This window comes from Escherichia sp. WS1368 (assembly GCF_046487485.1).
Taxonomy (GTDB): Bacteria; Pseudomonadota; Gammaproteobacteria; order Enterobacterales; family Enterobacteriaceae; genus Escherichia; species Escherichia coli.
This window is the reverse complement of sequence record NZ_JBJQJI010000001.1, coordinates 801,260-828,246: the sequence shown is the minus strand read 5'-3', so window position 1 is coordinate 828,246 and position 26,987 is coordinate 801,260. Positions and strand designations below refer to the sequence as shown.

Genomic DNA, 26,987 nt, shown 5'->3' with positions numbered 1-26,987 from the left:
CCTTTTTACTCATTCAGGCGGCGGTGTTCGCCATACGTTGTTCGCGGTTTATCGCCTGCAAGGCGGAGACATCAACAATCAGTGCCACGCTGCCGTCGCCAAGAATGGTCGCAGCAGAAATGCCGGGGACTTTGCGATAGTTACTTTCCAGGTTTTTAACCACAACCTGGTGTTGACCAATTAATTGATCCACCAGCAAGGCGTAGCGGCGACCGCCACTTTGTAAGATCACCACAATTCCCTGGGTGGCTTCGGTTTTCGCGCCCGCGACGTTGAACACTTTCCACAGTTCGACGATAGGCAGATATTCACCCCGCACTTCCAGCACCCGCTCGCCGCCAGCCAGTGGATGCAGATCGGCTTCACAGGGTTGCAGTGATTCCATGACAGCATTCAGCGGCAGAATGAAAACTTCATCCGCAACGCGTACGGACATGCCGTCGAGGATGGCCAGCGTCAGCGGCAGTAAAATGCGGATCGTAGTGCCAGTACCCTGCTTCGACTGGATTTCGACATGACCGCCCATCTCCTGGATATTACGTTTAACGACGTCCATGCCGACGCCGCGCCCGGAGACGTCGGTGACCTGCTCTGCCGTGGAGAAGCCAGGTGCAAATATCAGCATTGCGACTTCGTCGTCGCTCATGTTTTCGCTGACGGTCAGACCTTGCGAGGCCGCTTTTGCCAGAATTCGCTCACGGTTTAGCCCCGCGCCATCGTCGGTCACTTCAATGCAAATGTTGCCGCCCTGATGTTCGGCAGAAAGAATTAAATTTCCGACGCTATTTTTACCTGCGGCGAGCCGTTTTTCTGGCAGTTCAATACCGTGATCGAGGCTATTGCGTACCAGGTGGGTCAGCGGGTCGATAATGCGTTCTATCAGGCTCTTGTCGAGTTCAGTGGAACTGCCCACCAGCGTCAGTTCTACCTGCTTGCCGAGTTTTCCCGCCAGATCACGCACCAGCCGGGGATAGCGACTAAAGACATATTCCATCGGCATCATGCGAATCGACATCACTGATTCCTGCAAATCACGAGCGTTACGTTGTAACTGCCCCATGCTGGTAATCAAATCACCATGATTAACCGGGTCCAGTTCACTGGAGCGCTGGGCAAGCATGGACTGGGTGATGACCAGCTCGCCGACGAGGTTAATTAATTGATCAACCTTTTCTACCGCTACACGGATGCTGGTGGATTCACTACTGCGCGTCGTTTTTTCCCGCTCCACGCGACCGGTTGGCGCTTGTTCGGCTGCCAGTTTAAGCACTGGTGGGGGGGATATTTTGGGCGAGACTTCTACTGTTTCAAAGGTAATCTGATCGGCTTCAATCACAAAACAGAGTACCGCTGTGATGTCATCTTCGGCGATGTCGCCCGGTAATATTGCCGAGAGAGAATCCGTCCCTTTCACCACGTCAGTTAACGTTGTCAGATGCCCCAGCTCTTCTTCCAGCAGGTCGACTTCCCCGGCCTTCAGGCGCGAAAGGATAATTCGTCGCGGCAACTGATTGCGGCTCTGCTCATCTTGCGGTTCACTTTTGGCAACCACACTTAATCGGGTCACTGCGGATGGCGTTTCGCCTTTCGCTTCTAATGCCAGTTGACGCAAGGCCTGGCAGATATAATCGAAGCTGGCAGCATCCGGCTCTTGCGACTGTTTATAAGCGTCGAGCTGTTCTTGCATGATGTCCTTCGTTTCCAAAAACAGATTGATAATGTCGGTGTTGAGTTGCATCTCACCTCGTCTGGCTTCGTCGAGCAGGTTTTCCATCAGATGCGTGGTTTCCTGCAAAACGCTGAAGCCAAAGGTTCCTGCCCCTCCTTTGATCGAGTGGGCAGCCCGAAAGATGGCATTCAATTGTTCGGCATCTGGCGCTTCCGGCTGCAAAACCAGCAGATGCTGCTCCATGTCAGCCAACAGTTCGTCCGCTTCATCAAAAAATGTCTGATAAAAATCGCTTATATCCATGCTCACGCTGTCACCTCGGTTCGGCTGATGGCATTGTGGGAACACTGACCTGTGGTGCAACCTCAGGTTCTTCCAGGGCGCTTACTGGCTCATTCTGGCTTTCGGCGTTTTCATGCAAAATGGCCTGTTCGGCTTGTTTGTTCAGTACCAGCAGGCTGATGCGACGGTTGACAGCATCATCAGGACCGCGATCGCTTAAGCGCATCGTTGCCGCCATGCCGACGACACGTAACACTTTGCCGCCATTCAACCCGCCAACCATCAGTTCGCGGCGGGATGCATTGGCCCGATCGGCAGAAAGCTCCCAGTTGCTATATCCTTTCTCACCACTGGCGTAAGGGAAATCATCGGTATGACCCGAAAGGCTAATACGGTTGGGAATACCATTCAGAACGGGCGCGATGGCGCGCAGAATGTCGCGCATATAGGGTTCCACATCGGCACTGCCGGTTCTGAACATCGGGCGATTCTGGCTATCGATGATCTGAATACGTAGACCTTCCTGAACCAGATCGATTTTGAGATGTGGGCGTAACGCCCGCAGTTTCGGATCGGATTCAATCAACTGGTCGAGATCACCCCGCAATTTCCGCAATCGACTTTGCTCCATGCGTTTTTTCAGCTCTTCGATGTTCGGCTGCTTATTCACTTCCCCCTGGCTTTGGGTGTAATCATCACCCCCACCGGGAATTGGGCTTTCACTATTAGAAATGCGATCGCCGCCCGTAACCGCAGTCGCCAGTGGAGTCCGGAAGTACTCCGCAATCTGAATCAACTCTTTTGGGCTGGAGATGGAGATCAGCCACATCACCAGAAAAAAAGCCATCATCGCGGTCATAAAGTCGGCATAAGCAATCTTCCACGATCCATGTGCTGCCCCGTGGCCTTTGGCTTTGCGTCGTTTGACGACAATAATCGGATGCGCTTGATTCTTCATGCTTCCTCGGTTGTCGTCTGTTGTTGCGGATTTTTCACCGCACGCACATGCTCTTCCAGTTCAATAAACGACGGACGTTCGCTGGAATAGAGCGTTTTGCGACCAAACTCAACGGCGATAGGCGGTGCGTAACCGTTCAGATTAGAAAGCAGTGTGACTTTGACGCACTGCATCATTTTGCTGGTTTCGGCGCTTTTCTGACGTAAAACACTCGCTAATGGGGAAATAAATCCGTAAGCCAATAAAATACCGAGGAAAGTCCCCACCATCGCATGTGCGATAAGCGCCCCCAGCTCGGCGGCAGGACGATCGGCTGAACCTAACGCGTGAACGACCCCCATCACAGCAGCGACAATACCAAACGCCGGAAGTGAGTCCCCGACCAGCGCCAGACTGTTCGCCGGGACTTCTGCCTCGCTTTCGTGCGTCTCAATCTCTTCATCCATCAGGGCTTCGATTTCGAAGGTGTTCATGTGACCGCTGATAATCAGACGCAGATAATCGACGATAAAATCAAGCATGACGCTATCCGCAAGGATGCGTGGGTAGCTGGCGAAGATCTCGCTCTCACGGGGATTTTCAATATCACGTTCCAGCGAAAACATCCCCATCTGCCGCGATTTCGCCATCAACCGATAAAGCAGAGCCAGCAGATCCATATACATTGCTTTGGTGTATTTGGAGCGACGAAACAGCAACGGCAGCGCCTTCAGCGTGCCTTTAATCGCTTTGCCATTATTGCCGACGATAAACGACCCAATCCCTGCACCGGCAATAATCACCAGTTCAGCGGGTTGATAGAGTGCTCCAAGGCTTCCACCGGTCATCAAATAACCGCCGAAAACTGTACCGAGAACAACCAGGTAACCTAATAAGATAAGCACGACATCATCCTTCCACTGTTGACCATGACAGGATGTTCAGTCGTCAGGCGTTAACGCGCGATTGGGGCAAAAAAAAGCAGCGGTACGTCGTTACCGCTGCTGGAATGTTGCGCCACACCGTATAAGTTAAACAGCCTGTACTCTCTGTTCATCCAGCAGTTGTGGGATAATATCGGCAGGATTCTGGGAAAGTTTACGTCTTTTTACTGCCCGGGATGGCGGCTGACATAAGCTGCAGGCAAAGCTGCCAACAGGCTGGTGAGCGTGGGTAATAAAATTGCCGCCGCAGCAGTTGCAGCTGGAAAGTTGCAGTAATCCACTTTCAACAAACCGCACCAATGTCCAGGCACGGGTTAATGCCAGCAGCGGTCCGTCTTCTGCTTGCGGGCACTGTTCAAGGTATAAACGGTAGGCTTTGATCACCGCATCGACGCCATTACACAAACCGGTTTTCAGTAAAAACTGCCATGCGTTACAGAACATCGAAGCATGAACGTTTTGTTCCCAGGTCATAAACCAGTCGGTTGAGAATGGCAGCATGCCTTTCGGCGGTGGGCTTCCGCGCAGTTCTTTATAGAGTTTTATCAGGCGTCCGCGACTTAACTGTGTTTCGCTTTCCAGCATCTGCAAACGAGCGCCAAGGGTGATCAATTCCATTGCCAGCTGAATATCCCGCGCTTCCTGAACAATGCTTTTTTCACTCATGATCAGGCCCTTTTCTTGCGCAGCGCTTCTTCAGGCTGATTAACATCATTCAGCAAGCGTGTTGAGAGCATGATGCCGGTATGAATTTGCTGGAGATCGTCAACGCGGGAATCTTGCGTCAACTGAGTAATCGTCTGGTGGCTGTCAAAACGAAAGTGACAAACCAGTTGATTGGTTTCTGCCAGCTTAACCATTTGCGGAAGAGTCAGTGCCGCTAACGTTGTCGCCATTTCTTCATTTATGCCGAGACGAAACATTGCGGACGCTTTGTCCTGAACAATCAGACGCTGTGCAAGTAGTAAATATGACAAGTTGATGTCATAAATGTGTTTCAGCAACTCGGAGGTATGCATTATTCCCACCCAGAATAACCAACTTTATTTTTATGCGGTCTCACCGCACCCCGTGATGTCGCCGGGAAGCCCCGGTAAAAAATAATTAGCATTAGAATAGTTGCGATAAGCTGCAATAGGCAGAGCCCCTTTTTGGGATTTAATAAGTCCTTACAAATAGAAGGGGTTCTTTACACTTATCTAAGATTTTTCCTAAATCGACGCAACTTTACTCGTCACTACACTCACATACAACGGAGGGGGGCTGCGATTTTCAATAATGTGTGATGCAGATCACACAAAACGCTCAATTACTTAACATAAATGTATAAGTCATACTTTTGTTTTGGGTGTATTTCAATCTGTTAAAAAGTTTTTCGCGACGCTAGCAAGCAAAAATGAAACAGGAATAATCGAAATGGGATGTTGCGCACAGTTAAAATAACTCACCGTAAATAATCATCTGCTATAAATAATTGCTTTAATGCAATACCAGATAAGCTATTTTTAAACAGACACTTACCGCACAACAAACTAATTAAATACAAAGAAAGGCAACAATCAACTTAATGTTAATAAAATGTTTTACATATATTAACCACTTGTTTAATATGGAGAATCAGTACATTATTTTCTTATAATTACAGTTGAAATCATATGATCACCGAGAGTGATTGATTAATTGTCTTTACTAATAATCAGACTAATATTTACCTGTTTGACTGAGTTGGGATTGCGTCGTTTCTCCATTAGGAGTAAAGCTTTAATGTCACCTGAAGTTCACAGAATAAGGAACAGGTTATGAGCTATAGCAATATTCTTGTCGCCGTTGCGGTTACACCGGAAAGTCAGCAACTGCTGGCAAAAGCGGTATCTATCGCCAGGCCAGTAAAGGGACACATCAGTTTAATTACTCTCGCTTCCGACCCGGAAATGTACAATCAATTAGCTGCGCCGATGCTTGAAGATTTACGCAGCGTGATGCAGGAAGAAACGCAAAGCTTTCTTGATAAGTTAATTCAGGATGCGGGGTATCCCGTTGACAAGACGTTTATTGCCTACGGTGAGTTAAGCGAACATATTCTGGAAGTTTGTCGCAAATATCATTTCGATTTGGTGATTTGCGGTAATCACAATCACAGTTTCTTTTCGCGAGCATCCTGCTCGGCGAAAAGAGTGATTGCCTCAAGTGAGGTCGATGTGCTGTTAGTTCCACTTACGGGAGATTAACCGCACTTACGCAAGCTTAGGAAAGGTAGCAACTTTATCGCGCTGCTGGCTTTCCGCGCTGCGCGGAACTATCTGCTTTAGGTCGCTAATGAAGCACTCCTGCCAGTGGTTAATATCGTTTTTCACGATAACGTCCAGCATCTCTGCATGACGGGAAATACGTTCCGCCAGCGACATAGTCAAGGCACGATCCAGCGCAGCTGCAACTTCGTCACGATCGTAGGGATTAACAATTAACGCCGACGTTAACTCGTTTGCTGCTCCCGCAAATTGCGAAAGAACAAGAACGCCCGGGTTGGCTGGGTCCTGAGCGGCAACATACTCTTTTGCTACCAGGTTCATCCCGTCACGCAGTGGCGTCACTAAGCCCACGTCAGAGTAGCGGAATATTTTCATCAGTAATTTACGGTCAAAATGCTGATTCAAATAATAAAGCGGCGTCCAGCCTAATTGCCCATATTTACCATTAATTCGTCCGGCTTCATTTTCGAGCTGATGACGAATATCCTGATAGGCTTGCACATCACCACGCGACGTTGGCGCGATCTGGGTATAACGAATTTTACCGTGATGTTGCGGATATTTTTCCAGTAACGCTTCATAGGCGAGAAAACGCTCCGGCAAACCTTTGGAATAATCCAGCCGTTCGACAGAAAAGATATTTTGTACGTTTTTCAGTTCCGCTTTGAGTTGCGCCAGTTTTGGCGGCAGTGGCCCGGCAGCCTGTTTGGCTATTTCTTTCGGCTCAATGCCGATCGGGTAAACTTCCGTTCGAAACGCTTTGCCCCACGCCGTATGGCTTTTTGCGCTACGCGTCGTGACGCGGGTCAGGTTAGAAAGGCAATCCAGGAACGCCAGACGATCGTTTTCTGTCTGGAAACCCAGCAAATCATAATCACAAAGCTGTTCAAGCAAGGTGTCATATGTCGGCAGCGCGTTGAAGATTTCCGGTGTCGGGAAAGGAATATGCAGAAAGAAACCAATGCGATTATTCACTCCCCGTTTGCGTAATTCATGCGCAAATGGCAACAGGTGATAATCGTGGATCCAGATAATGTCATCATCTTGCAACAGCGGCAATAATTTATCTGCCAGCAACGCATTTACGCGTAGATAGCCGTCCCAGGCAGGACGCTGAAATTGCACCAGATCGAGGCGATAATGAAAAGCAGGCCAGAGAACGGCATTGGAGAATTGGTTGTAGTATTCGTCAAGGTCCTGTTCGCTGAGGTTAAAAGAGGCCCACGTAATGTTACCCTTTTTCACCTTTTTTAGCGGCTGATCCTCATTCCCTGTTTCGCCACTCCAGCCAAACCACAGTCCACCAGCGGCTTTCAGTGCCCCCAGAATGCCAACGGCAAGGCCACCGGCACTGGCGGCGTGCTCATCTGGTGGTGCAATCCGGTTAGATACTACGACTAAACGACTCATAGTCATCACTCCTGTTATTTTCTCTTTTTTGTTGTAATGCGGTGGTTATCATTTCAAGCCAGCTCCAGACATCCGGTACGCCCGCCAGTCGCCATGATGCCTGAGTTGCGCCTGTGCCAATTTTTACTGACATTCCGCCCAGCCTGTTAACGACTGCGAAGCCAGATTCATCGGTTAAATCATCGCCCAGAAATACAGGCGTTCGCCCGATAAAGGGAGCTTCCTGCATAAAGGCAGCAATCGCCTCACCTTTACTGGTGCCTCGCGGTTTGATCTCGACAACACACTTTCCCTGCTGTAACGCCATTTGTGGCCAGATCTGAGTAATACGTTGCGCTAATGTCATTAATGCGTCTTCATGCTGCGGAGCCTGACGATAATGCAGCGCAAAGGCCATCCCTTTCGTCTCCAGCTCCGCACCGGGAAACTGGGCGATAGCCGTATGCAGTTGCACGCTAATATCACGCGCAATCGCATCCGGCAGATGAACGATATGCGTTTTACCATTGATGTCACGGCGCTCCGCCCCATGCACGCCCGCTAATGGGAAGCGATAAGGTTTTGCCAGTGCGTCAAGCTCCACCATTGAGCGCCCTGATATCAATGCCAATGCACCATCACTTGCGGTTGCCAGTAGCTGAAGTCCTTGCAGAATATTGTCAGGCACGACGACCTGATCGGGATGCGGTTTGATTTCCGCCAGCGTTCCATCGAGATCAAAAAACCAGGCATATTTCGCGGATAGTTCAGGGGTTTCGGTTAACGGTTCTGTCACCCGGTTCTCCTCCTTCTCTTTTCTTATTGTGTTGCGCAGAACGCGCTTTACAGACATGTAAGTATAGACAGTGTGACGGGGGTCGCCATTTGTAACGAAGAACAGCCAACCGTTGTGGCGGCTGGCTGTGGTGGGAAAAAACGTTAAATTGTTGTGGAAAAAAGCATCAGACAGTGCGTTTCGCTTTTTGCTTGTAACGGTCGAAGATCACCGCTGCCAGCAGGATTAAGCCGCGAACCACGTATTGCGCGAAAGGAGAAATATTAAGCAGGTTCATGGCGTTTTCCACGGTGCCTAAAATTAAGATACCCGCCACCACATATGAGATTTTTCCGATGCCACCTTTCAGAGAAACGCCACCTAAAACGCAGGCGGAGATAACAATCAGCTCATAACCAATCGACGTCATTGGCTGCCCACTGGTCATACGTGAAGCCAGAATAATTCCGGCTATCGCTGATACCAGACCAGAGAGAACAAAGATAATAATTTTGGTGCGAACAACCGGTACACCCGCCAGACGCGCAGCCTCTTCGTTCCCGCCAATCGCCAGGGTGTTACGCCCAAAGGTGGTTTTATTCAGCAGCAAACCAAAGATAACCAGACACGCGACGGTGAGCCAGATTGGCGCAGGCAGACCGAACCAGTTGGCGTAACCAAGGGCAAAGAAGCTTTCATCTTCGATACCGACCGCTTTACCGTCTGAAATGATGTACGCCAGACCTCGAACAATCTGCATCGTTGCCAGTGTCGTGATCAGAGCATTTATTTTCAGTTTGGCGATAACAAAGCCATTGACCAGGCCACAGAGAACACCCAGCAACAAACCCGCTGCCACGCCAATCCACAGGCTTTCAGTCAGGTTGATAACCACCGCCGTGGTGACACCCGCACAGGCAATTACGGAGGCGACAGAAAGGTCAAAGTCACCGGAAGCAAGGCAGAACAACATGCCACAAGCCACCATCCCCGACATGGAAATTGCCAGGCCCAACCCTTTCATATTAATGAAGGTGGCAAAATTTGGGACAAAAATGGCACAGGCGATAAAGAGCACCGCAAACACCACCAGCATGCCGTACTGATCCCAGATACGCCCGAAGCTGAATGACGACTTAGGTGCGCCAGACCCCGATGTAGAAACAGAAGACATCATACTCTCCTTACTCAGGCAACAGCCTGGCTGACTTTAGGCATCGCAAGGCTCAGTGCCTGACGCTCATCTGCCTGCTCGTGTAACAATTCACCGGCGATTTCACCTTCCCGCATCACCACAATCCGGTCGGCAACGCCGAGGACTTCAGGTAAGTCGCTGGAGGCAAACAGCACCGCCACACCCTGCGCCGCCAGCGCATAAATTACGTTATATATTTCGTGCTTAGCGCCAACATCAATGCCGCGCGTAGGTTCATCCAGCAAAATGACCTTCATCTCTTCCGATAACCAGCGGCCCAGAATGGCTTTTTGCTGATTTCCGCCTGAGAGATTCATAATCAGTTGCTCAGCGCCCGGCGTTTTGATGTTGAGCGAACGAATGTGGTGATCGGCATTGTTTTCTTCCCAACCGTTGTTGATTACACAACCGCCGAGCACATGTTTGCGTCTGGCACTGATGTTGATATTGTCGCGAACGGAGTGCACAGGAATAATGCCTTCCGCTTTGCGATCTTCCGGGCAGAGCATCATGCCTGCGGTAATAGCGTGGCTCGGTTTACGAATATCGATCGGCTGTTGGTCGATATAAACCTGACCGGCGGTGATTTGCGTACCGCCAAACATGCCTTTCATTAATTCGCTACGCCCTGCCCCGACCAGACCAAACAGACCGACAATTTCTCCACTGCGAACCGCCAGACTTATTGGCGTACGCACGCCTGGTGCTTTCACAGCATCAAGACGCAGGCGCTCCTCGCCATAACTACGCGGTTGCCAGCCGTAGATATCACCGATGTCGCGCCCGACCATCGCCTGCACCAGGGCGTCGTGGTCAACCTGCTGCATATCAGTAAAGGTTTTGACATAACGCCCATCTTTAAAGACGGTGATGGCATCGCTGAGGGCAAATATTTCTTCCATACGGTGAGAAACGTATAAGATCACCCGCCCCTCTTTTCGCAGTTCACGAATAACGCGGAAAAGATTGTCGATTTCACGGGCAGAGAGGGAGCTGGTTGGCTCATCAAAGGCGATAATTTTGGCGTTACGCGCCAGCGCTTTGGCGATTTCAACCATCTGCCACTGACCAATGGAGAGATATTTCAGCGGCGTGTCCGGGTCAATATCCATACCAAGATGTTTAAGTTGTAAACCCGCCTCATAATTCAGCAATGAGCGATTCACAATGCCGCCTTTATGCGGCAGCTGGCCGAGATAGATGTTTTCCGCGACGGTCATTTCCGGCACGAGATGCAGTTCCTGGTAAATAATCGCCACACCCGCGTTAAGTGCTGCGGTCGTGTCGGAAAAGGACATTTCCTGCCCATTAATCACTACAGAACCCGTGGTTGGCGCATAGTTGCCGCTGAGGATTTTTAAGAGAGTTGATTTTCCTGCGCCATTTTCACCCATCAACGCATGAACCTGACCGGCATAGCAATCAAAACTAATATCCGTCAGCGCCTTAACGCCGGGAAACGTTTTACCGATGCCGCGAAATGAGAGATACGGGGTAGACTGTTGCATAACGTCTCCGTGAATCACTGGTCGTTCACACCCCCTCTGCATCATGCAGAGGGGAATTTTTCTGGCAAATTACTTACCGCCTAAACCTTTTTTCTCCAGTTCTTCTTTAAAGTTGTCACGCGTGATCAATACCACGTCGGTAACTTCGGTAAATTTTGGCGGTTCAACGTCTTTTGCTACCCAGTTGTAAAGCATTTCGCTGGATTTATAGCCATGTACGTCCGGGCTTGGCAGCAGGGAACCGTAGAAGCCGGTTGCCTGTGCCTTAGACAGTTCGCTCACCGCATCCACACCGTTAATACCGATACCGATGATATCGGCCGCTTTAAAGCCCTGACCTTCCGTCGCGCGTACGCCGCCAAGTACGGTGCTGTCGTTCATACCGACGATCAGCCAATGTTTAACTTCCGGATGTTGAACCAGCATTGAGTTGGCAGCGTCAAATGCCCCCGGGATGTCGTTAGATTTGGTAGGTACCTGATAAATTTGTTTTTCCGGGAATCCTGCAGCTTTCAGCGCATCCATAGACCCCGTAGTACGGCGACGAGCCGTATCCAGTTCGTTGGCGGTAATCGCCATCACCGCGCTTTCTTTGACATCCCAGCCACGTTTCTGCATCTCTTTATACAGTTCCTGGCCCTGACGTTCGCCAATTTTGGTCGCTGCCATCATCACCAGCGGAACGGTATCCATTGGCTTGCCTTTGGCGTTAACAAACTGGTCATCCACGGCAATGACTTTCATATCGTAGCCACGCGCTTTCGCCACGATGGCAGAGCCGAGTTTCGGGTCCGGAGTACAAATAACGAAACCTTTTGCGCCACTGGCAGCCAGGCTGTCGATCGCGTTCAATGTTTTTTCGCCATCCGGCACGGCAATCTTAATAACTTCAAACCCTAAATCCTTCCCAGCTTTATCGGCAAACTTCCATTCGGTCTGGAACCACGGCTCTTCCGGTTGCTTCACCAGGAAACCGAGCTTCAGGTTCTCCGCCATAGCGGATTGTGACATAACGGCTGCCAGACCAATGGCTGCCAGGGCTTTAGTAAATTTGTGCATGGTTCTCTCCAGCTTTAGTGTCGTTTTGTGTAGGGCAAAAACGAATGACATTCGTTAAATTAATCGGAAAACAAAGCATTACCTTTTAACTAAAAGATAAGTGACTGTGTTGACATAGTTTTAGCGAGAAATTAATTCTCCATAGGAGAGCAATATCACATCGCAGAATTACAGTGAGAACGTGCATAAATTTAGCGGGAAAAGACATAAGGAAAAGCCAATTTGTCTGACAAATTGTCTAGTGCACAGCAGATTAATCCATAAGATTAGCCTGGAAATCCTTGTTGTCTTTGGTACCCAGCGGGATGTCTTTTTTTTAACCAGTCAATAGGCCACATTACCTGGCGTTGAGTTTTTGAAAGGGTGTAATAACCGCAACTCAAAGATGTGGAAAAAGCGCGTCATTCATTTCGCCATTAATTATCACCGTGCTCATTAATTAACAGAACACGTATACCGAGAGCCATATCGCAAAAATGAAAAAACGTTTTAAAAAATCATTGCTTCATCATGAATTCAAATTCACCGATTAATATCAACAAGATACAAAAAGCACTATCATTAAAATTCATTGCAGTTACATTGATTTCATCAATGAAATGTAAAAATATATAAACTTGATGATTTAAGCATTTTCTTATACCCATTCAGACGTTATTCTTATTTCAGATCATCGTCAGAATTGACTCCACGATCACATTTCGGACCGGCAGAAAGGAATTATTCTGCAAACAGTAATTATGGTGTTTTGATTTATCTTGCACCTCTCCACTTCTGGATATAAGGATATTAGGTATGGCAACCGCTGGAATGCTTCTCAAACTCAACTCTCAAATGAACCGCGAGTTTTACGCATCCAATCTCTACCTTCACCTGAGTAACTGGTGTTCTGAACAGAGTCTGAACGGCACCGCCACTTTCCTTCGCGCCCAGGCACAGAGTAATGTGACCCAAATGATGCGCATGTTTAACTTTATGAAGAGTGTCGGCGCTACCCCCATCGTTAAAGCCATTGATGTTCCCGGTGAAAAACTGAACTCACTGGAAGAACTTTTCCAAAAAACGATGGAAGAATACGAGCAACGTTCTAGTACGTTGGCACAGTTAGCCGATGAAGCGAAAGAACTGAATGATGATTCAACCGCCAATTTCCTGCGCGATCTGGAAAAAGAACAGCAGCATGATGGCCTGTTGCTGCAAACCATTCTTGATGAAGTGCGCAGTGCGAAACTTGCGGGTATGTGCCCTGTGCAGACCGATCAACATGTTCTGAATGTCGTGTCGCATCAGCTGCATTGATCATACATCGGCGCTAATGCATTGCGCCGATGAAGTTTTTGAGAAACCGCTGCCTCATCTTTTTGAAGCAGCGGTTTTTTTAATGGGATTCGCCCTGTGGGGTAAACTTGAGTTCAATCAGCGCGATGGCTTTTTGGATTGCCCGCATGGTGACCGGGTCTGCGGCGGCGGGATGGTGCGTAAAGTCGATATTCTTCAGCTGGCTGGACATTTTTTCACGAACTTCAACGGGCGCGATTACATCGAGAACATCCAGAATTTGTTTGATAACCAACTGGCAAGCAACCACATCAGAAACCAGTTCCTGATCGGCATTCAGCGGCTGGGACATCGTAAACTCCTGATAGCATTTTGAAAGCCGTTATAGTAGCGGCTTCACATCTTCAGCGATAGTCACATCCACCGTCATCAGGACACAAAAAAACCTGCCGGAGCAGGTTTTTTGCTATCGGAACATATTGCCTGGTGGTACGTCTTTGAACGTTTTGCAATAGTTATTGAACATACTTTTCAGGATCTTGCGCAGTTTCATCGCGGCACTCCGATTATTTGTTATGCAGGTGTTATTGTCTTTGCACTTATAATATGACAACCATCACAAAAATCAATCTTTATGTGATGCAAATCACATAAATACCCCTTTAATGTTATAAAAATGATAATCAAAAAGCAGCCCCCCCATTTCTGACACATACAGATGGCGAGAAATAGCGCCTGCCAGGCGTCTTTTCCGGCCATTGTCGCAGCGCTGTAACGCGTAAAATAGTGCTTTCTTTTACTCTTCTGGCTGGACCATGAGACTTCTGATTCTGACTCTTTCATTAATAACGCTGGCGGGGTGCACAGTTACTCGCCAGGCTCATGTGGGCGAAGTTGACGCGGCAACAGGTATTGTTCGGTTGGTTTATGATCAGGCTTTTTTGCAGCATGCCCATACCGATCGTTATGTCAGTCGCGGGATCGCCGATCGCGCATGCCAGCAGGAAGGCTATACCCACGCGATCCCCTTTGGTCAGCCAGTAGGAAACTGTAGCCTTTTTGCGGGTTCCTTATGTTTGAATATGGAATTCACTTTGTCATATCAGTGCCATCATTCCGCCTTCCCTGTCTTTCTCTAAATGTTTTAATCAGCGAGGGGATCTTCGCTGATTAAATAAATAGCGGTAATGCGTTTCATTCCCATTCGTATTTTTAATAAATGAAGTTTATATTTTACCTTTTGCAAATAATAAAATAACAAATTATAGTGACGCCACAGCAACAAATATAACCTTTGTGGAGCACTATCATGCTGAAACCAGAAATGATTGAAAAACTTAATGAGCAGATGAACCTGGAACTGTACTCTTCACTGCTTTATCAGCAAATGAGCGCCTGGTGCAGCTATCATACCTTCGAAGGTGCTGCCGCGTTCCTGCGCCGCCACGCCCAGGAAGAGATGACGCATATGCAGCGTCTGTTTGATTATCTGACTGATACCGGCAACTTACCGCGTATTAATACCGTTGAATCTCCGTTTGCTGAATATTCCTCACTTGATGAATTATTCCAGGAAACCTATAAACACGAACAATTAATCACGCAGAAAATTAACGAACTGGCTCATGCTGCAATGACCAATCAGGACTACCCAACATTTAATTTCCTGCAATGGTATGTTTCTGAGCAGCATGAAGAAGAGAAACTGTTCAAATCGATTATTGATAAATTAAGCCTGGCAGGCAAAAGCGGCGAAGGTCTGTATTTTATCGACAAAGAACTCTCTACCCTCGACACACAAAACTAATGCTCTCAGGCGGCAGGTTTTCTGCCGCCGTTTCAAATCAGTGACGGCAAATCTTACTCTGATCGGTCGAAAAACCGTCTTCCGAAGGTATAAATTTGCCTTTTGCTGCCAGAAACGCTACCAGCTCTCCCGCTGTCATCCCGTCTGCCGAGCAAGTGTGAAAACGTGCCTGTTCACCAAAACGCGCTTTAATCGCAGCTTCCAGACTGGCATGCGTATATTGCTCACCTGATTCAATCATCATATTTAACACTTCATGACCGTGAATAGAGTCCATCGTTCCTCCTCAAAAAAAGGCTAGCGTAGCGATTGCCGCTTATGAAGACTTTGCGCCAGCGCAGAACTAAACGCTTTTATTGTACATTTATATTTACACTATATGTAACGTCGGTTTGACGAAGCAGCCGTTATGCCTTAACCTGCGCCGCAGATATCACTCATAAAGATTGTCAGGACAGAAGAAAGCGTGAAAAACAGAACTCTGGGAAGTGTTTTTATCGTGGCGGGAACCACAATTGGCGCAGGCATGCTGGCAATGCCGCTGGCTGCGGCAGGTGTTGGTTTTAGCGTCACGTTAATCTTGTTAATTGGGCTTTGGGCGTTGATGTGCTACACGGCGCTATTACTGCTGGAGGTGTACCAGCATGTTCCGGCAGATACCGGTCTTGGCACGCTGGCAAAACGCTATCTGGGACGCTACGGTCAGTGGCTGACGGGCTTCAGTATGATGTTCTTAATGTATGCTCTGACTGCGGCATACATCAGCGGTGCTGGTGAATTGTTGGCTTCCAGCATCAGCGACTGGACAGGTATTTCAATGTCGGCAACCGCTGGCGTGCTGTTGTTCACTTTTGTTGCCGGTGGCGTGGTTTGTGTCGGAACTTCGCTGGTCGATTTATTTAACCGTTTTCTGTTCAGCGCCAAAATTATTTTTCTGGTGGTGATGCTGGTACTGCTACTTCCGCATATTCATAAGGTGAATCTTTTAACCCTGCCGTTGCAACAGGGGCTCGCACTATCTGCAATCCCGGTGATTTTTACGTCGTTTGGTTTTCACGGTAGCGTGCCGAGTATTGTCAGCTATATGGATGGCAACATTCGTAAGCTACGCTGGGTGTTTATAATCGGTAGTGCGATCCCCCTGGTGGCATATATTTTCTGGCAGGTGGCGACGCTTGGCAGCATTGATTCAACAACCTTTATGGGATTGCTGGCTAATCATGCCGGATTAAACGGGCTGTTACAGGCATTACGCGAAATGGTGGCCTCTCCGCATGTTGAGCTGGCGGTGCATTTATTTGCTGATTTAGCCCTCGCCACGTCATTTCTCGGCGTTGCGTTAGGTTTATTTGATTATCTGGCAGATTTGTTTCAGCGTTCAAATACCGTTGGTGGACGATTGCAAACTGGTGCAATTACCTTTCTGCCGCCGTTGGCGTTTGCACTGTTTTATCCACGAGGATTTGTGATGGCGCTGGGTTACGCCGGTGTGGCGCTGGCGGTACTGGCATTGATTATCCCTTCGCTGTTGACCTGGCAAAGCAGAAAGCACAATCCTCAGGCGGGTTACCGGGTGAAAGGTGGTCGTCCGGCGCTGGTGGTGGTGTTTCTCTGTGGTATTGCTGTGATTAGCGTGCAATTTTTGATTGCAGCAGGCTTGTTACCAGAAGTGGGGTGATCAGATAGCCTCAAATTCCTTATTGGGTGCCAGAATTAACGCTGACACCCAATTTGATCTCTTAATGCAGGCAGCACTGCTTAAATTTCTTACCACTACCGCACGGGCAAGGATCATTACGCCCCGGTTTCTCTTCTGCTTTGATCGGTTGCTGAACAGCTTTTTCCTGCGGATGCGCCATCCAGTACGCATGTAGATCAAGCGCCGCCAGTCGAATGGCATCTACGCTCTCTTCAAACGCTTCTGGCGACATCTTCTCTAACCGCTCGAAGTTTTCCTCAGTACCGTGCAGCGCAATCGCCTCCAGCGCTGGTTTTAACGAATCGGGCAACGTTGACCAGTCAGAAAGTGCCACGCCCCGCATATAGCCAAAGCACCACTCCTCAACAATCGTCAGCTCGCTGCCATCGACTTCTCGCAAGCCGAATAACGGCTCAAACTGCTCCGGGAATTCGTTCAGACGCTCTGCGGTATCAGCCATATGCTGAAAAGCCAGGTTCATAAAGCGCGTCATCTCTTTCTCTGACGCCCAGCGTGGCACATAGTCAGCCCCACCCCACACGGCAACCAGCCACTGTGCCGGTTCAATCTCTTGCGGAGAACTCAACACCGCCGTCAATAAACCGTCCAGCTCCGCCACATCAAGAATGGCGTGGTCAGTGTTGTATTTGGTCAGAATATCGTCCAGCCATTCCAACTCACTTTCGTTTAACGGTCCCGTTTTCATACGCTTTTCCTTGTGGATCTCAACTCGCCAGCACCTATCTTACATGTCGGTCCGTAACAGAGATACTTTTTGAGTGGCTTTGCCGGTGATTAAAAATTAAGGAGGGTGTAACGACAAGTTGCAGGCACAAAAAAACCACCCGAAGGTGGTTTCACGACACTGCTTATTGCTTTGATTTTATTCTTATCTTTCCCATGGTACCCGGAGCGGGTACTTGAACCCGCACAGCGCGAACGCCGAGGGATTTTAAATTCTACGCAGGATCAATGATTTACATAGCAACCCATTGCAACACTTTGCTGTAATTATCCACCAACTTTACTGTAATTGGCAGTAAATAGATAGACATGGATAACGTTGAACACAGAAGCTGCACAGGTAAGTCTTCCCCTTGTACGCACCTGAGCCAATTCATTTCACCTATGTCATGGGCGGTTTATAGCGGTATTAGGATAGGAATTCTCCAAAGCTGAAAGGACAGCAGGTACACCTTGAAACACATTATACCAGATCGACCAATATCCTAACTGAGCCATATCCATGACCTCATCAATACTCAATAAATTACTCAGATAAAGAGTCTTGGCCTTATTCGCGAGTCCAAAATATCTCCTTCTACCAAGATTTAAAGTTTTTTGTACTTGGTTACCATCATCAAGACATACCAAATCAATAGTAGCCTGTACCTGCGCAGTTAGTCCGGCAGACAGCCCCTGCTTAGGCTCTACTCTACCATCTGGATGGTATGTCAATAAATTAAATGTATTCTCAACATCTGGCCAAACATAGCCTATACGTTGAGTATTCTTACTTTTTTTAAAATCTCGGTTACAGCGAGGGCAACCCAGTAAAAAATTGTTCCAATCAGTAATCAAAAGTGGTGCATGCGTTTTTGGGACAACATGCTCCACATCAACCTTATCCGGCCGCTCACAATAAGAACAATATCCGCCATATGCAGTTAATAGCGAAGGTAAAAATGATTTATAATCTGCATAAACAGTTCCATTATATGGAGGTCGATTTACAGGTCTCATTGTTTACTTCCTTGTGTCCCCATTATTTTTCGGCGCTCAGCACGAAGTAAGGCTACATAAGCTGGGTTATCTCCAAAAAACTCTTCCAATTTATCAAGCTCAGCGGAGAGCTTCCTTACCTCTGGGTCGCTTTCACTTCTTCCTTCATTCAGTAACTGATAATATCTATCTGAAACTGCGACTTGTTTGTTAAACAATTCACTTCGTTGAACTTTTTCCATTCCCATTACACCCTCAGCAATATCTTCGATGCTGAGTTCTTTATTCAAAGAGGGGCTATCCGAAATGTCATCTTTATCAAGATCGACCAACATCCCCTCTTTGACAGACTGGATGATAAATGGTGAATGCGTCGATACTATGAACTGAAGATGAGGGAAAACGTTGATTAATCTAGGGAGAAACTCACGTTGCCATTCCGGATGCAGATGCAGATCTACCTCATCAATGAGAATTATCCCCTCAGAACTTAGAGGATCACTCGAATAGGGGTTAGCTTCTGCCATTCTTGCTGCAATATCCATAACCATAGCTAAAGTTGTTCTATAGCCATCACTAAGTTGTTCAATCCTTAGCTTTTGTATGGTTGTTTCACCATTTCCAATAGGCTTACACCAATCGACCATAATTCCAGCAGGTACTGCCGAGCGAATATTGCTAAACTCTGGCAGTAATTTTTCCACAGCCAAGCGTATTGCCCTTAATTCAGGGATTTCTACTTCAAATGATCGTTGCTCTTTCTGTAATCTATTTTCTTTTTCTTCAAGAAAATAAAAATATTGCACAAATCTTTTGAAATTTGTTTTGCTTTCAAGAGCACCGTCAAGGGCCTCAAATCGAGAAAAATGCTTGTTAAATGCACGTTTTCTGAGTGGTATATCAAACACTCCACGCCCAGTTCCGTAATAAACAAAAATTGGCAATGTATAGTGTTTATTCTCATTGTGAGAATCAATGAACGTATCGACGTAATCATTCAAGGCTTTAAGGGCTGCCCCTTGGGGGATGCTACCTAACGTTTTTTTTGTCAGATCTCTTCGCTCAGTTCTATCCCAAGTTATACCCGTTGTACTAGTACAACTTACTCGCATATAGGACGGCTGGTCTCCATTTTCGTCGATCCGGAAATCGGTTTTCTTGAAACTTAGCCCTTTGATCCCTGGCAAACGAGTTAAAAATGGTCCTAAAGCTAATGCTACCGCGTCAAGCAGAGTAGATTTCCCTCTACCATTACGAGCAATGAGAACTGTAAGTCTTGGGTCAAAATCAACACTAAACTCGTCAAAACATCTAAAATTCGTAAGTCTAATATTGGCTATTTTCATACTGAAATCTCGCAGAATACCTGATTTATTTTCGGTACTATGTCTGTGGGCATCTGCCCGCTAAGTATGAACTTACTATATCAAAATCATTTAGCCTTAGCATTAAAGCAAGCCTTAGAATGTAGTGGTCAAGTAATACTGGCCACGGTTTTACAGTAAAAATGGTATCTGTTCTCTGACTCTTCCGGCGTCAGCCCTCCGGCAGCTTTATTGGGTTATCGAGACGCAGCATCAAGGATTCTCCTGATCTCATCAGCGTCAAAAAAGCGCGTCCGGTGATTATTCTCCTTCAGCAAAGGGATCTTATCGGCTTCATTCTTCTCCAGGACATCCTGTCGTAGCGCATAACGGCCCATGGTTTTCAGAATAGCCAGTGCCCTGTTACAGGTAGACGGTGCATACTGCTGGCCGTGAATACGGCCCTCAAGCATGTCAAAAAGCACCTGCTGGATTTCCCGGGCCTGAAGGTCGCAGTAACGTATCTTCCCCAGACGAGGTTCAATGTATTGCGTGAAACGCTGAACATCCTTATCCCAGGACTTTTTATGGCGCTTGATGAACGGAACATAGGTCTGGTGAAAAAACTCACTAAGCGTTGGCATCGCCCGATAATTATCGCGCTCTGCCTTAGGGTCATTTCCCAGTGCAATCGCCTCCTTGTGACGACGAGCTATCTGACGGGCTGTTCCCACATCGATTTCAGGGAATCTGCCAATACTGATACTTTTTTTGGTACCGTGGAATGTGTAGCGCAGGAGGAAACGTTTGTTGCCCGTTCGACCTGAGAGGCATTTGAGGCCAATGACTTCGGTATCAGATACCTCAAGCTCTGTAGATCGGGTATCTGTGTTTGCCGGAAGGGCTTTGATGGATGAATTGGTGAATCGGAAGGATTTTTGCATATTTATCCTCATGTATCTGATTGATATCATGAAAATAATATATATCTGAAGGTATTTTTATTACGGGGCAGGATTGAAGAATGGAAAGACTATTAGACGCATACAAACGGATATTACAGGAAGTTGACGCCCAGTCATTTAACCTGAATGAGGATAAATACTCAGGCGTCTTTTTACCCGTGCCCTTTGAAGAATACTGGCACTCACCGGTAAAAATCATGCTGGTTGGGCGTGAAACCGCTGGCTGGAATACGCTGAATGGTAAGAATACGATATCACGGGTTCTGGGACTTATACCTGACGTCACCATCGGGCAGGTGGTTGAAGAGGCTGTAGATCGTTACAGGAAACATCTTCCGGCACAAAATGATGGCACCACGAACCACAAATCACGTAGCCGCTTCACGCAGTATCACTTCCGGCTGGCCCGGGAGCTTAATATTCCTCCTCAGGCTATCGTGTATGCCAATCTACTGGCGTGGGATTACGACGGACTGCCCCCTCTCAATCGCCCTCAAAATGAAGTGCAGGAAGTCATATTAGCCTCGCTGAAACTGCTGGCGGTACAAATTAAACACCTTGAGCCTGATTTCACCATCTTTGCATCCGGAGCCCGGAGAACAGACTACATCATAAAACAGGTGCTTACTGAGCTAGGCGGCTATGAGACTTCTTCAGTCATTCCGGGGAAGCTATGGGAGTTCAAAACAGGTCATACAATCTGTTTCAGGATAGCCCATCCAAGGGCTATGCGCGGACACCAGAAATACAGAGATGAGGTGATTGCACGAATTAAGCAACTTTGTGCTTAGGGTGGCCAGAGCATTATAGCTTGCTCAGCTGGCCCCCCTTCCCGGAAGAGTACCGGAAAACAGGCAAAGCGGCCTGGTTCTCTATGCTGGAGGCGACACGTTCGATTCGGCATTGCCGGGCTTGAGATTGCAGCTCATTGCCCCCCGTGAGCACAGGATATGCACAGGGCGTGAATTTCAGGCACAAAAAAACCACCCGAAGGTGGTTTCACGACACTGCTTATTGCTTTGATTTTATTCTTATCTTTCCCATGGTACCCGGAGCGGGACTTGAACCCGCACAGCGCGAACGCCGAGGGATTTTAAATCCCTTGTGTCTACCGATTCCACCATCCGGGCTCGGGAAGAAAGTGGAGGCGCGTTCCGGAGTCGAACCGGACTAGACGGATTTGCAATCCGCTACATAACCGCTTTGTTAACGCGCCAAATTCTTCAGGCCTTTCAGCCAGACATCCGCTTGACGCCGATGTCTTTTAAACTGGAGCGGGAAACGAGACTCGAACTCGCGACCCCGACCTTGGCAAGGTCGTGCTCTACCAACTGAGCTATTCCCGCATTCATCAAGCAATCAGTTAATCACTTGATTTTATTATCGTCTGGCAATCAGTGCCGCCGTTCGATGCGTTGCATTCTACTTACCTGGCGCGATGAGTCAACGATATTTTTCACCACTTTTGATCGTTTGCTGAAAATTACGCCGAAACGATCACTGATCAAGCAAATCTGCACGCGCAGCGCTCAAATATTGCAACATTGACCACAGAGTCAGTACCGCAGCCACAAAGAAAAGTGCAATACCGGCGTACTCAACCCAAATGTTCGGACGCCACAGCAGCCAGGCCAGCGCTACCATCTGGGCAGTGGTTTTCACTTTCCCAATCCAGGAGACAGCCACGCTACTGCGTTTACCCAACTCCGCCATCCATTCGCGTAGCGCAGAAATAATAATTTCACGGGCGATCATCGTTGCTGCCGGTAAGGTCACCCACCAGCTGTGGTAATGCTCGGTTACCAGCACCATGGCGATAGCCACGAGAACTTTATCTGCTACTGGGTCAAGGAAAGCACCAAACCGGGTACTCTGGTTCCAGCGGCGTGCCAGAAAACCATCGAACCAGTCAGTCACCGCCGCGACGCAGAAAATGAGCGCGGCGGCAAACGGCGACCAGGTGACAGGCAAATAAAAGACCAATACAAAGAATGGGATAAGGATGACACGGAACAGTGTAAGCAACGTAGGGATATTAAATTGCATAATGACGGGTAACTATCTGTTGTCAGTAAGATTACCCCTATGTTGCTACAGAGACATCAATGTTTCAACGACCAGAAGATCTTTTCTGCCAGACCTTGCGAAATACCCGGCACTTTTGCAATTTCCTCGACGCTGGCGTTACGTAAACCTTGCAAACCGCCCATATATTTTAACAACATTTGCCGACGTTTTGGCCCGACGCCTTCAATGGTTTCCAGGGAACTGGTATTTTTGACCTTCGCCCGTTTTTTACGGTGCCCGCCAATCGCGTGATCGTGTGATTCATCGCGAATATGCTGGATAACATGCAGCGCGGGAGAATCTGGCGGCAAACTGAATCCCTCACCTTCCGGCTCAAAGAACAGCGTTTCCAGCCCAGCCTTCCTATCTGCACCTTTGGCAACGCCAAGTAGCAGCGGATGATTTTTATCCCATGAGACATCCAGTTCGGCGAAGACATTTTTCGCCTGCGCAAGCTGGCCTTTGCCGCCGTCGATAAGGATCACATCCGGGATCTTACTGTCGTCAATGGCTTTACCATAACGCCGACGCAGCACCTGATTCATCGCCGCATAATCATCGCCCGGCGTGATGCCAGTAATGTTATAGCGCCGATACTCCGCACGCAGCGGGCCGTTAGCATCAAACACCACACAGGAAGCGACGGTTTGTTCACCCATGGTATGGCTGATGTCAAAGCACTCCATCCGCTTCACTTCCGGTAATTTCAACACGCTGGCAAGCGCGGTCAGTCGCTGGTGAACGGTAGATTGCTGCGAAAGTTTGCTGGTTAAGGCCGTCGCCGCATTGGTGCGCGCGAGTTTCAGATAACGCGCCCGATCGCCGCGAGGTTTGGTTTGAACATTAATCTTGCGTCCCGCCAGTTCTGAAAGGGAATCGGCGAGCAGCGTTTTATCGCTAAGATTAAAATCGAGCAGGATCTCACCCGGTAAGGTGCGCATCTGGCTGCCTTGTAAATAGAACTGACCTACGAAGGTTTCCACCACCTCGCTCAGTTCCGTACCGCCAGGCACTTTCGGGAAATAGCTGCGGCTGCCGAGCACTTTACCCTGACGAATGAACAATACGTGGACACAAGCCATGCCCGCATCGAACGCCACACCAATAACGTCAAGGTCGTCGCCGGTATTGGACACAAACTGTTTTTCGGTGACGCGTCGCACCGCCTGAATTTGGTCGCGAATACGTGCTGCTTCTTCAAACTCCAGATTCTGGCTGGCAGTTTCCATACGACTAATGAGTTGCGTAAGCACCTGATCATCTTTGCCAGACAAAAACAGGCGCACATACTCGACCTGCTGAGCGTATTCTTCTTCACTCACCAGTCCTTCAACGCACGGTCCCAGACAGCGCCCTATCTGATATTGCAGACACGGACGCGAGCGATTGCGATAAACACTATTTTCGCACTGGCGAATGGGGAATATCTTTTGCAGTAGCGCCAGTGTTTCACGTACAGCATAGCCATTCGGGAACGGGCCGAAATATTCACCTTTGGCATGCTTCGCACCACGATGCATCGCCAGACGCGGATGGGTATCGCCACTCAGGAAGATAAAGGGATAAGATTTATCATCGCGTAGCAAAACGTTGTAACGCGGCTGATAGAGTTTGATGTAGTTGTGTTCCAGCAACAGCGCTTCGGTTTCTGTATGAGTAACCGTTACATCAATTTGCTGGATCTGGGCGACCAGCGCTTCGGTTTTGCGCGAAGCGAGGTTGCTACGGAAATAGCTGGAAAGCCGTTTTTTCAGGTCTTTCGCTTTGCCGACATAGATAACCGTACCACCAGCATCGTACATGCGATAAACGCCTGGCTGGCTGGTTACGGTTTTTAAAAACGCTTTTGCGTCAAACTGATCACTCACTGACTTGATAATGTCTCCGCATTACACAGACCATGGCGAATTGCCAGGTGAGTCAGCTCAACATCGCCATGAATGTTTAGTTTACTGAACATACGATAGCGGTAGCTGTTCACCGTTTTCGGACTGAGATTGAGCTGTTCTGAGATCTCATTGACCTTCTGGCCCTTGGTGATCATCAGCATAATCTGCAATTCACGTTCAGACAAACTGGCAAATGGGCTTTCTGTTTTTTCTGGTTCGATCTGGCTTAACGCCATTTGTTGAGCGATGTCAGAAGCAATGTAACGCTGCCCTGAATAGACAGAACGGATCGCACTCACGACTTCCTGCGGAGCCGCGCCTTTGCTGAGGTAGCCAGCAGCACCGGCCTGCATGACTTTCGCTGGTAAAGGGTTTTCTGTATGGACGGTAAGCATGATGATTTTGACATCAGCTGTGGAACGCGCGATTTTACGCGTCGCCTCAAGACCGCCAATGCCCGGCATACTCATGTCCATTAGCACCACGTCAACGGCATTTGCCCGGCACCACTTAACGGCGTCTTCACCGCACGATGCCTCACCGACGACTTTTATACCCTTTATATCTTCCAGAATGCGTCGTATCCCTGCGCGCACCAGTTCGTGGTCATCAACAAGTAGAACGTTGATCAAAGGAATATCTCCAGAAATAGGGATAACGCTACTGATAGTTAGTCATTCGTATATTAGCGGTTTTTATTGCAACTTTGAAACGTTAAAAATGGTGGGTATTCGATTTTTCTCTCGTTTTTGTAAATTCGATTGTCCACAGTTATGGTCACGCCCGTCACCAACGGCTTCCGGGATCGTTTCACAGTAAGCCCTACGATGAAATGTGACAAAAATTGACTTTATTCAGCAAAAATGAAAATCAGCCCGCTGAATATGTAACATTAATTAACCCGAACAATACGGGCAAAAAACATTCATGATAAAAATATTTATTGGTCATTATATTAACGTATTTTATAGCACTGCCGATATCACGCTCAAAAAACAACCACTGCTATTTTTAGCAAAGCTTATGGTATACTCCGCCGCCTTAACATTTTTCACCGCAAATTTTCATTGCAACATGACGAGGAAAATAAATGAGTACGCCTGATTTTTCTACTGCCGAGAATAATCAAGAACTGGCAAATGAAGTCTCCTGCCTGAAAGCGATGCTGACGCTGATGCTGCAGGCGATGGGACAAGCTGACGCGGGCCGCGTGATGTTAAAGATGGAAAAACAGCTTGCGCTGATCGAAGACGAAACCCAGGCTGCAGTATTTTCCAAAACGGTTAAGCAAATTAAACAAGCCTACCGTCAGTAATATAAAACCGGCTGAGAGCGTGCCTTTCAGCCGGTTTTTGCATCTGGCACGCAGAAAGAAAAGCGATCAAATTAAGCCAGTAGCGGCCGCGTAACAGGCCACCTGGGTCTTATTTGGTGCATTGATTTTTTTCTGCATGTTTTTCTGATGGAAATTGACCGTATTCTCAGAGATTGACAAAATCATCGCTATCTCTGCTGATGTCTTCCCTTCCGCCGTCCATTTCAGAATTTCTTTTTCGCGCTTGCTGAAATTCATCTCTGGCGTCATCACTATTTCATCATTTAAACGCATCAGAGCCATCAGACTTTCTCGCACCAGTAACTGCATTTTTAATTGCAGTTCATCACTAAGAATGGGTATTTCGCGCGTGCTGCAACGGGAAAAGGACAAAAAGCCCAGCGCCCGATTTGGCAGCATTAAATACTGAGTGACACCGCGGCGTAAACCATGTGCGCGCGCGGCTTCCCATAACGGCTGTGCTTCGCTGAATAAGTCATCATTCCACATTAAATGGCCCTGACTAAAGTTTTCAGGGTTCAGCACAGGATCAATTGCGAGAAAGTTTTTTGCCTGATAATAACTAACCCAAGCCTCAGGGTAATTGGTGTAGAAAGCCACTTTAGGTCGCGTGAATGGTACCGGGTGGCGAACACATAACGAATAGTAATCGTACTCCAGCTGCTGAGCCTGAAGCTCTATTTCATGGTAGACCTCTTCTGCGGCCTCCATCCTCTGAAAACGCAACAGCATCGTGCGACGCCAGCTGAAAAAATCCGTATCCTGCATAGTAAACCGCAACGCCCCTGAGAGTGAGTATCATTTATAATGATAATTCAAACTATCACATAAATAAGATTTATATATAATTTATATTATTCAGGCAATGAATTACTTTTGCAAGCCATCGCATTCTCTTATGTTATTAATGAGT

General features: G+C 48.0%; 28 protein-coding genes, 3 tRNA genes and 1 pseudogene. 8 read left to right on the top strand and 24 right to left on the bottom strand.

Annotated elements, in window-relative coordinates; all coding sequences use genetic code 11:
* Positions 1–13: 13 nt before the first annotated feature.
* The 5 genes from cheA to flhD all read right to left on the bottom strand — a co-directional run bounded on the left by cheA (position 14) and on the right by flhD (position 4,851).
* Positions 14–1,978, bottom strand: a complete 1,965-nt coding sequence (gene cheA, locus ACJHYD_RS04010; RefSeq protein WP_001551270.1) for a chemotaxis protein CheA — start codon at positions 1,976–1,978, stop codon at positions 14–16.
* A 4-nt stretch (positions 1,979–1,982) separates the two neighbouring features.
* Entirely contained in the window at positions 1,983–2,909 is a 927-nt protein-coding gene (motB, locus tag ACJHYD_RS04005; protein WP_001551271.1) for a flagellar motor protein MotB, read from the bottom strand.
* A complete protein-coding gene (gene motA / locus ACJHYD_RS04000; RefSeq protein ID WP_000906336.1) occupies positions 2,906–3,793 on the bottom strand; it encodes a flagellar motor stator protein MotA in 888 nt (295 codons plus the stop codon). Before motA ends, motB begins: the two co-directional genes overlap by 4 nt.
* Before the next feature lie 126 nt (positions 3,794–3,919).
* Positions 3,920–4,498, bottom strand: a complete 579-nt coding sequence (gene flhC / locus ACJHYD_RS03995) for a flagellar transcriptional regulator FlhC (protein ID WP_001291591.1) — start codon at positions 4,496–4,498, stop codon at positions 3,920–3,922.
* Between the two features lie 2 nt (positions 4,499–4,500).
* Complete coding sequence (gene flhD, locus ACJHYD_RS03990; RefSeq protein WP_001295647.1) at positions 4,501–4,851, bottom strand: flagellar transcriptional regulator FlhD; 351 nt, start codon at positions 4,849–4,851, stop codon at positions 4,501–4,503.
* Between the two features lie 780 nt (positions 4,852–5,631).
* Here flhD and uspC point away from each other — a divergent pair.
* Positions 5,632–6,060 (top strand): universal stress protein UspC, encoded by a 429-nt coding sequence (uspC, locus tag ACJHYD_RS03985; RefSeq protein WP_000122432.1) that lies wholly within the window; start codon positions 5,632–5,634, stop codon positions 6,058–6,060.
* A 6-nt stretch (positions 6,061–6,066) separates the two neighbouring features.
* Here the strand turns inward: uspC and otsA are convergent, their stop codons facing one another.
* From otsA to araF, 5 genes are all read right to left on the bottom strand, one after another.
* Positions 6,067–7,491, bottom strand: coding sequence for an alpha,alpha-trehalose-phosphate synthase (gene otsA, locus ACJHYD_RS03980; RefSeq protein ID WP_001295646.1), 1,425 nt, complete (start codon positions 7,489–7,491; stop codon positions 6,067–6,069).
* Positions 7,466–8,266, bottom strand: a complete 801-nt coding sequence (otsB, locus tag ACJHYD_RS03975; RefSeq protein WP_001309561.1) for a trehalose-phosphatase — start codon at positions 8,264–8,266, stop codon at positions 7,466–7,468. The genes otsA and otsB overlap by 26 nt, the downstream gene beginning before the upstream one ends.
* A 166-nt stretch (positions 8,267–8,432) precedes the next feature.
* Positions 8,433–9,419 carry an arabinose ABC transporter permease AraH gene (gene araH / locus ACJHYD_RS03970; protein WP_001314829.1) on the bottom strand — a complete coding sequence of 329 codons (987 nt, stop codon included), beginning with the start codon at positions 9,417–9,419 and terminating at the stop codon, positions 8,433–8,435.
* Positions 9,420–9,433: 14 nt separating this feature from the next.
* Positions 9,434–10,948 (bottom strand): arabinose ABC transporter ATP-binding protein AraG, encoded by a 1,515-nt coding sequence (araG, locus tag ACJHYD_RS03965; protein WP_001187822.1) that lies wholly within the window; start codon positions 10,946–10,948, stop codon positions 9,434–9,436.
* A gap of 69 nt (positions 10,949–11,017) precedes the next feature.
* Positions 11,018–12,007 (bottom strand): arabinose ABC transporter substrate-binding protein AraF, encoded by a 990-nt coding sequence (gene araF / locus ACJHYD_RS03960; RefSeq protein WP_000548675.1) that lies wholly within the window; start codon positions 12,005–12,007, stop codon positions 11,018–11,020.
* A 795-nt stretch (positions 12,008–12,802) separates the two neighbouring features.
* Between araF and ACJHYD_RS03955 the strand changes: the two genes are divergently transcribed.
* A complete protein-coding gene (locus ACJHYD_RS03955; protein ID WP_001595852.1) occupies positions 12,803–13,306 on the top strand; it encodes a non-heme ferritin-like protein in 504 nt (167 codons plus the stop codon).
* Between the two features lie 79 nt (positions 13,307–13,385).
* Here ACJHYD_RS03955 and yecJ read toward each other — a convergent pair whose 3' ends face one another.
* On the bottom strand, positions 13,386–13,637 hold the full coding sequence (gene yecJ / locus ACJHYD_RS03950) for a DUF2766 family protein YecJ (RefSeq protein WP_000082120.1): 252 nt from the start codon (positions 13,635–13,637) through the stop codon (positions 13,386–13,388).
* Positions 13,638–13,751: 114 nt separating this feature from the next.
* On the bottom strand, positions 13,752–13,838 hold the full coding sequence (gene azuC, locus ACJHYD_RS03945; RefSeq protein ID WP_010723106.1) for a stress response protein AzuC: 87 nt from the start codon (positions 13,836–13,838) through the stop codon (positions 13,752–13,754).
* Between the two features lie 262 nt (positions 13,839–14,100).
* Between azuC and ACJHYD_RS03940 the strand changes: the two genes are divergently transcribed.
* Together ACJHYD_RS03940 and ftnA are read left to right on the top strand one after the other, a co-directional pair.
* On the top strand, positions 14,101–14,424 hold the full coding sequence (locus tag ACJHYD_RS03940) for a YecR-like lipofamily protein (protein ID WP_001595854.1): 324 nt from the start codon (positions 14,101–14,103) through the stop codon (positions 14,422–14,424).
* Positions 14,425–14,594: 170 nt separating this feature from the next.
* On the top strand, positions 14,595–15,092 hold the full coding sequence (ftnA, locus tag ACJHYD_RS03935; protein ID WP_000917208.1) for a non-heme ferritin: 498 nt from the start codon (positions 14,595–14,597) through the stop codon (positions 15,090–15,092).
* A 37-nt stretch (positions 15,093–15,129) separates the two neighbouring features.
* Here the strand turns inward: ftnA and ACJHYD_RS03930 are convergent, their stop codons facing one another.
* Positions 15,130–15,369 carry a YecH family metal-binding protein gene (locus ACJHYD_RS03930; protein ID WP_001595857.1) on the bottom strand — a complete coding sequence of 80 codons (240 nt, stop codon included), beginning with the start codon at positions 15,367–15,369 and terminating at the stop codon, positions 15,130–15,132.
* Positions 15,370–15,558: 189 nt separating this feature from the next.
* Between ACJHYD_RS03930 and tyrP the strand changes: the two genes are divergently transcribed.
* A complete protein-coding gene (tyrP, locus tag ACJHYD_RS03925; protein WP_000797561.1) occupies positions 15,559–16,770 on the top strand; it encodes a tyrosine transporter TyrP in 1,212 nt (403 codons plus the stop codon).
* A gap of 61 nt (positions 16,771–16,831) precedes the next feature.
* On the opposite strand, the gene yecA is transcribed toward tyrP, so the two are convergent.
* The 4 genes and pseudogenes from yecA to ACJHYD_RS03905 all read right to left on the bottom strand — a co-directional run.
* Complete coding sequence (gene yecA, locus ACJHYD_RS03920) at positions 16,832–17,497, bottom strand: UPF0149 family protein YecA (RefSeq protein WP_000847881.1); 666 nt, start codon at positions 17,495–17,497, stop codon at positions 16,832–16,834.
* A gap of 425 nt (positions 17,498–17,922) precedes the next feature.
* Positions 17,923–18,534, bottom strand: coding sequence for an HNH endonuclease (locus tag ACJHYD_RS03915; protein ID WP_001595858.1), 612 nt, complete (start codon positions 18,532–18,534; stop codon positions 17,923–17,925).
* Entirely contained in the window at positions 18,531–19,859 is a 1,329-nt protein-coding gene (locus ACJHYD_RS03910; protein ID WP_001595859.1) for an AAA family ATPase, read from the bottom strand. The genes ACJHYD_RS03915 and ACJHYD_RS03910 overlap by 4 nt, the downstream gene beginning before the upstream one ends.
* Positions 19,860–20,077: 218 nt before the next feature.
* Positions 20,078–20,761, bottom strand: a pseudogene (locus ACJHYD_RS03905) (integrase arm-type DNA-binding domain-containing protein); the annotation flags it as partial.
* Positions 20,762–20,841: 80 nt separating this feature from the next.
* On the opposite strand from ACJHYD_RS03905, the gene ACJHYD_RS03900 reads away from it, so the two are divergent.
* Positions 20,842–21,573, top strand: a complete 732-nt coding sequence (locus ACJHYD_RS03900) for a hypothetical protein (RefSeq protein WP_001595862.1) — start codon at positions 20,842–20,844, stop codon at positions 21,571–21,573.
* A gap of 252 nt (positions 21,574–21,825) precedes the next feature.
* Here the strand turns inward: ACJHYD_RS03900 and ACJHYD_RS03895 are convergent.
* The 6 genes from ACJHYD_RS03895 to uvrY form a co-directional block, all read right to left on the bottom strand.
* A tRNA-Leu gene (locus tag ACJHYD_RS03895) sits at positions 21,826–21,912 on the bottom strand.
* A 12-nt stretch (positions 21,913–21,924) separates the two neighbouring features.
* Positions 21,925–21,998 (bottom strand) — tRNA-Cys (locus ACJHYD_RS03890).
* Positions 21,999–22,052: 54 nt separating this feature from the next.
* Positions 22,053–22,128: transfer RNA gene (locus ACJHYD_RS03885), tRNA-Gly, on the bottom strand.
* A 151-nt stretch (positions 22,129–22,279) separates the two neighbouring features.
* Positions 22,280–22,828: a CDP-diacylglycerol--glycerol-3-phosphate 3-phosphatidyltransferase gene (pgsA, locus tag ACJHYD_RS03880; RefSeq protein ID WP_001160187.1), complete on the bottom strand. Its 549-nt coding sequence runs from the start codon at positions 22,826–22,828 to the stop codon at positions 22,280–22,282.
* A gap of 56 nt (positions 22,829–22,884) precedes the next feature.
* Positions 22,885–24,717: an excinuclease ABC subunit UvrC gene (uvrC, locus tag ACJHYD_RS03875; protein WP_001283421.1), complete on the bottom strand. Its 1,833-nt coding sequence runs from the start codon at positions 24,715–24,717 to the stop codon at positions 22,885–22,887.
* Positions 24,714–25,370 carry a UvrY/SirA/GacA family response regulator transcription factor gene (uvrY, locus tag ACJHYD_RS03870; protein ID WP_000611328.1) on the bottom strand — a complete coding sequence of 219 codons (657 nt, stop codon included), beginning with the start codon at positions 25,368–25,370 and terminating at the stop codon, positions 24,714–24,716. The genes uvrC and uvrY overlap by 4 nt, the downstream gene beginning before the upstream one ends.
* 295 nt (positions 25,371–25,665) lie before the next feature.
* Here uvrY and yecU point away from each other — a divergent pair, with 295 nt between their 5' ends.
* Both yecU and yecF read left to right on the top strand, forming a co-directional pair.
* On the top strand, positions 25,666–25,842 hold the full coding sequence (gene yecU / locus ACJHYD_RS03865; RefSeq protein ID WP_000590347.1) for a protein YecU: 177 nt from the start codon (positions 25,666–25,668) through the stop codon (positions 25,840–25,842).
* Positions 25,829–26,053, top strand: coding sequence for a DUF2594 family protein YecF (yecF, locus tag ACJHYD_RS03860; protein ID WP_000106474.1), 225 nt, complete (start codon positions 25,829–25,831; stop codon positions 26,051–26,053). Before yecU ends, yecF begins: the two co-directional genes overlap by 14 nt.
* Positions 26,054–26,119: 66 nt before the next feature.
* On the opposite strand, the gene sdiA is transcribed toward yecF, so the two are convergent.
* Positions 26,120–26,842, bottom strand: a complete 723-nt coding sequence (sdiA, locus tag ACJHYD_RS03855) for a transcriptional regulator SdiA (RefSeq protein ID WP_001154271.1) — start codon at positions 26,840–26,842, stop codon at positions 26,120–26,122.
* Between the last annotated feature and the right edge of the window lie 145 nt (positions 26,843–26,987).

Excerpts from the sequence above, each read along its gene's own strand:
- ftnA (WP_000917208.1), top strand. The coding sequence starts at position 14,595 with ATGCTGAAACCAGAAATGATTGAAAAACTTAATGAGCAGATGAACCTG.
- araF (WP_000548675.1), bottom strand. The coding sequence starts at position 12,007 with ATGCACAAATTTACTAAAGCCCTGGCAGCCATTGGTCTGGCAGCCGTT.
- yecU (WP_000590347.1), top strand. The coding sequence starts at position 25,666 with ATGATAAAAATATTTATTGGTCATTATATTAACGTATTTTATAGCACT.
- araH (WP_001314829.1), bottom strand. The coding sequence starts at position 9,419 with ATGTCTTCTGTTTCTACATCGGGGTCTGGCGCACCTAAGTCGTCATTC.
- sdiA (WP_001154271.1), bottom strand. The coding sequence starts at position 26,842 with ATGCAGGATACGGATTTTTTCAGCTGGCGTCGCACGATGCTGTTGCGT.
- yecF (WP_000106474.1), top strand. The coding sequence starts at position 25,829 with ATGAGTACGCCTGATTTTTCTACTGCCGAGAATAATCAAGAACTGGCA.
- azuC (WP_010723106.1), bottom strand. The coding sequence starts at position 13,838 with ATGAAACTGCGCAAGATCCTGAAAAGTATGTTCAATAACTATTGCAAA.
- motB (WP_001551271.1), bottom strand. The coding sequence starts at position 2,909 with ATGAAGAATCAAGCGCATCCGATTATTGTCGTCAAACGACGCAAAGCC.
- ACJHYD_RS03940 (WP_001595854.1), top strand. The coding sequence starts at position 14,101 with ATGAGACTTCTGATTCTGACTCTTTCATTAATAACGCTGGCGGGGTGC.
- yecJ (WP_000082120.1), bottom strand. The coding sequence starts at position 13,637 with ATGTCCCAGCCGCTGAATGCCGATCAGGAACTGGTTTCTGATGTGGTT.
- ACJHYD_RS03915 (WP_001595858.1), bottom strand. The coding sequence starts at position 18,534 with ATGAGACCTGTAAATCGACCTCCATATAATGGAACTGTTTATGCAGAT.
- ACJHYD_RS03900 (WP_001595862.1), top strand. The coding sequence starts at position 20,842 with ATGGAAAGACTATTAGACGCATACAAACGGATATTACAGGAAGTTGAC.
- pgsA (WP_001160187.1), bottom strand. The coding sequence starts at position 22,828 with ATGCAATTTAATATCCCTACGTTGCTTACACTGTTCCGTGTCATCCTT.
- araG (WP_001187822.1), bottom strand. The coding sequence starts at position 10,948 with ATGCAACAGTCTACCCCGTATCTCTCATTTCGCGGCATCGGTAAAACG.
- uspC (WP_000122432.1), top strand. The coding sequence starts at position 5,632 with ATGAGCTATAGCAATATTCTTGTCGCCGTTGCGGTTACACCGGAAAGT.
- ACJHYD_RS03930 (WP_001595857.1), bottom strand. The coding sequence starts at position 15,369 with ATGGACTCTATTCACGGTCATGAAGTGTTAAATATGATGATTGAATCA.
- otsA (WP_001295646.1), bottom strand. The coding sequence starts at position 7,491 with ATGAGTCGTTTAGTCGTAGTATCTAACCGGATTGCACCACCAGATGAG.
- ACJHYD_RS03910 (WP_001595859.1), bottom strand. The coding sequence starts at position 19,859 with ATGAAAATAGCCAATATTAGACTTACGAATTTTAGATGTTTTGACGAG.
- flhD (WP_001295647.1), bottom strand. The coding sequence starts at position 4,851 with ATGCATACCTCCGAGTTGCTGAAACACATTTATGACATCAACTTGTCA.
- flhC (WP_001291591.1), bottom strand. The coding sequence starts at position 4,498 with ATGAGTGAAAAAAGCATTGTTCAGGAAGCGCGGGATATTCAGCTGGCA.
- ACJHYD_RS03955 (WP_001595852.1), top strand. The coding sequence starts at position 12,803 with ATGGCAACCGCTGGAATGCTTCTCAAACTCAACTCTCAAATGAACCGC.
- yecA (WP_000847881.1), bottom strand. The coding sequence starts at position 17,497 with ATGAAAACGGGACCGTTAAACGAAAGTGAGTTGGAATGGCTGGACGAT.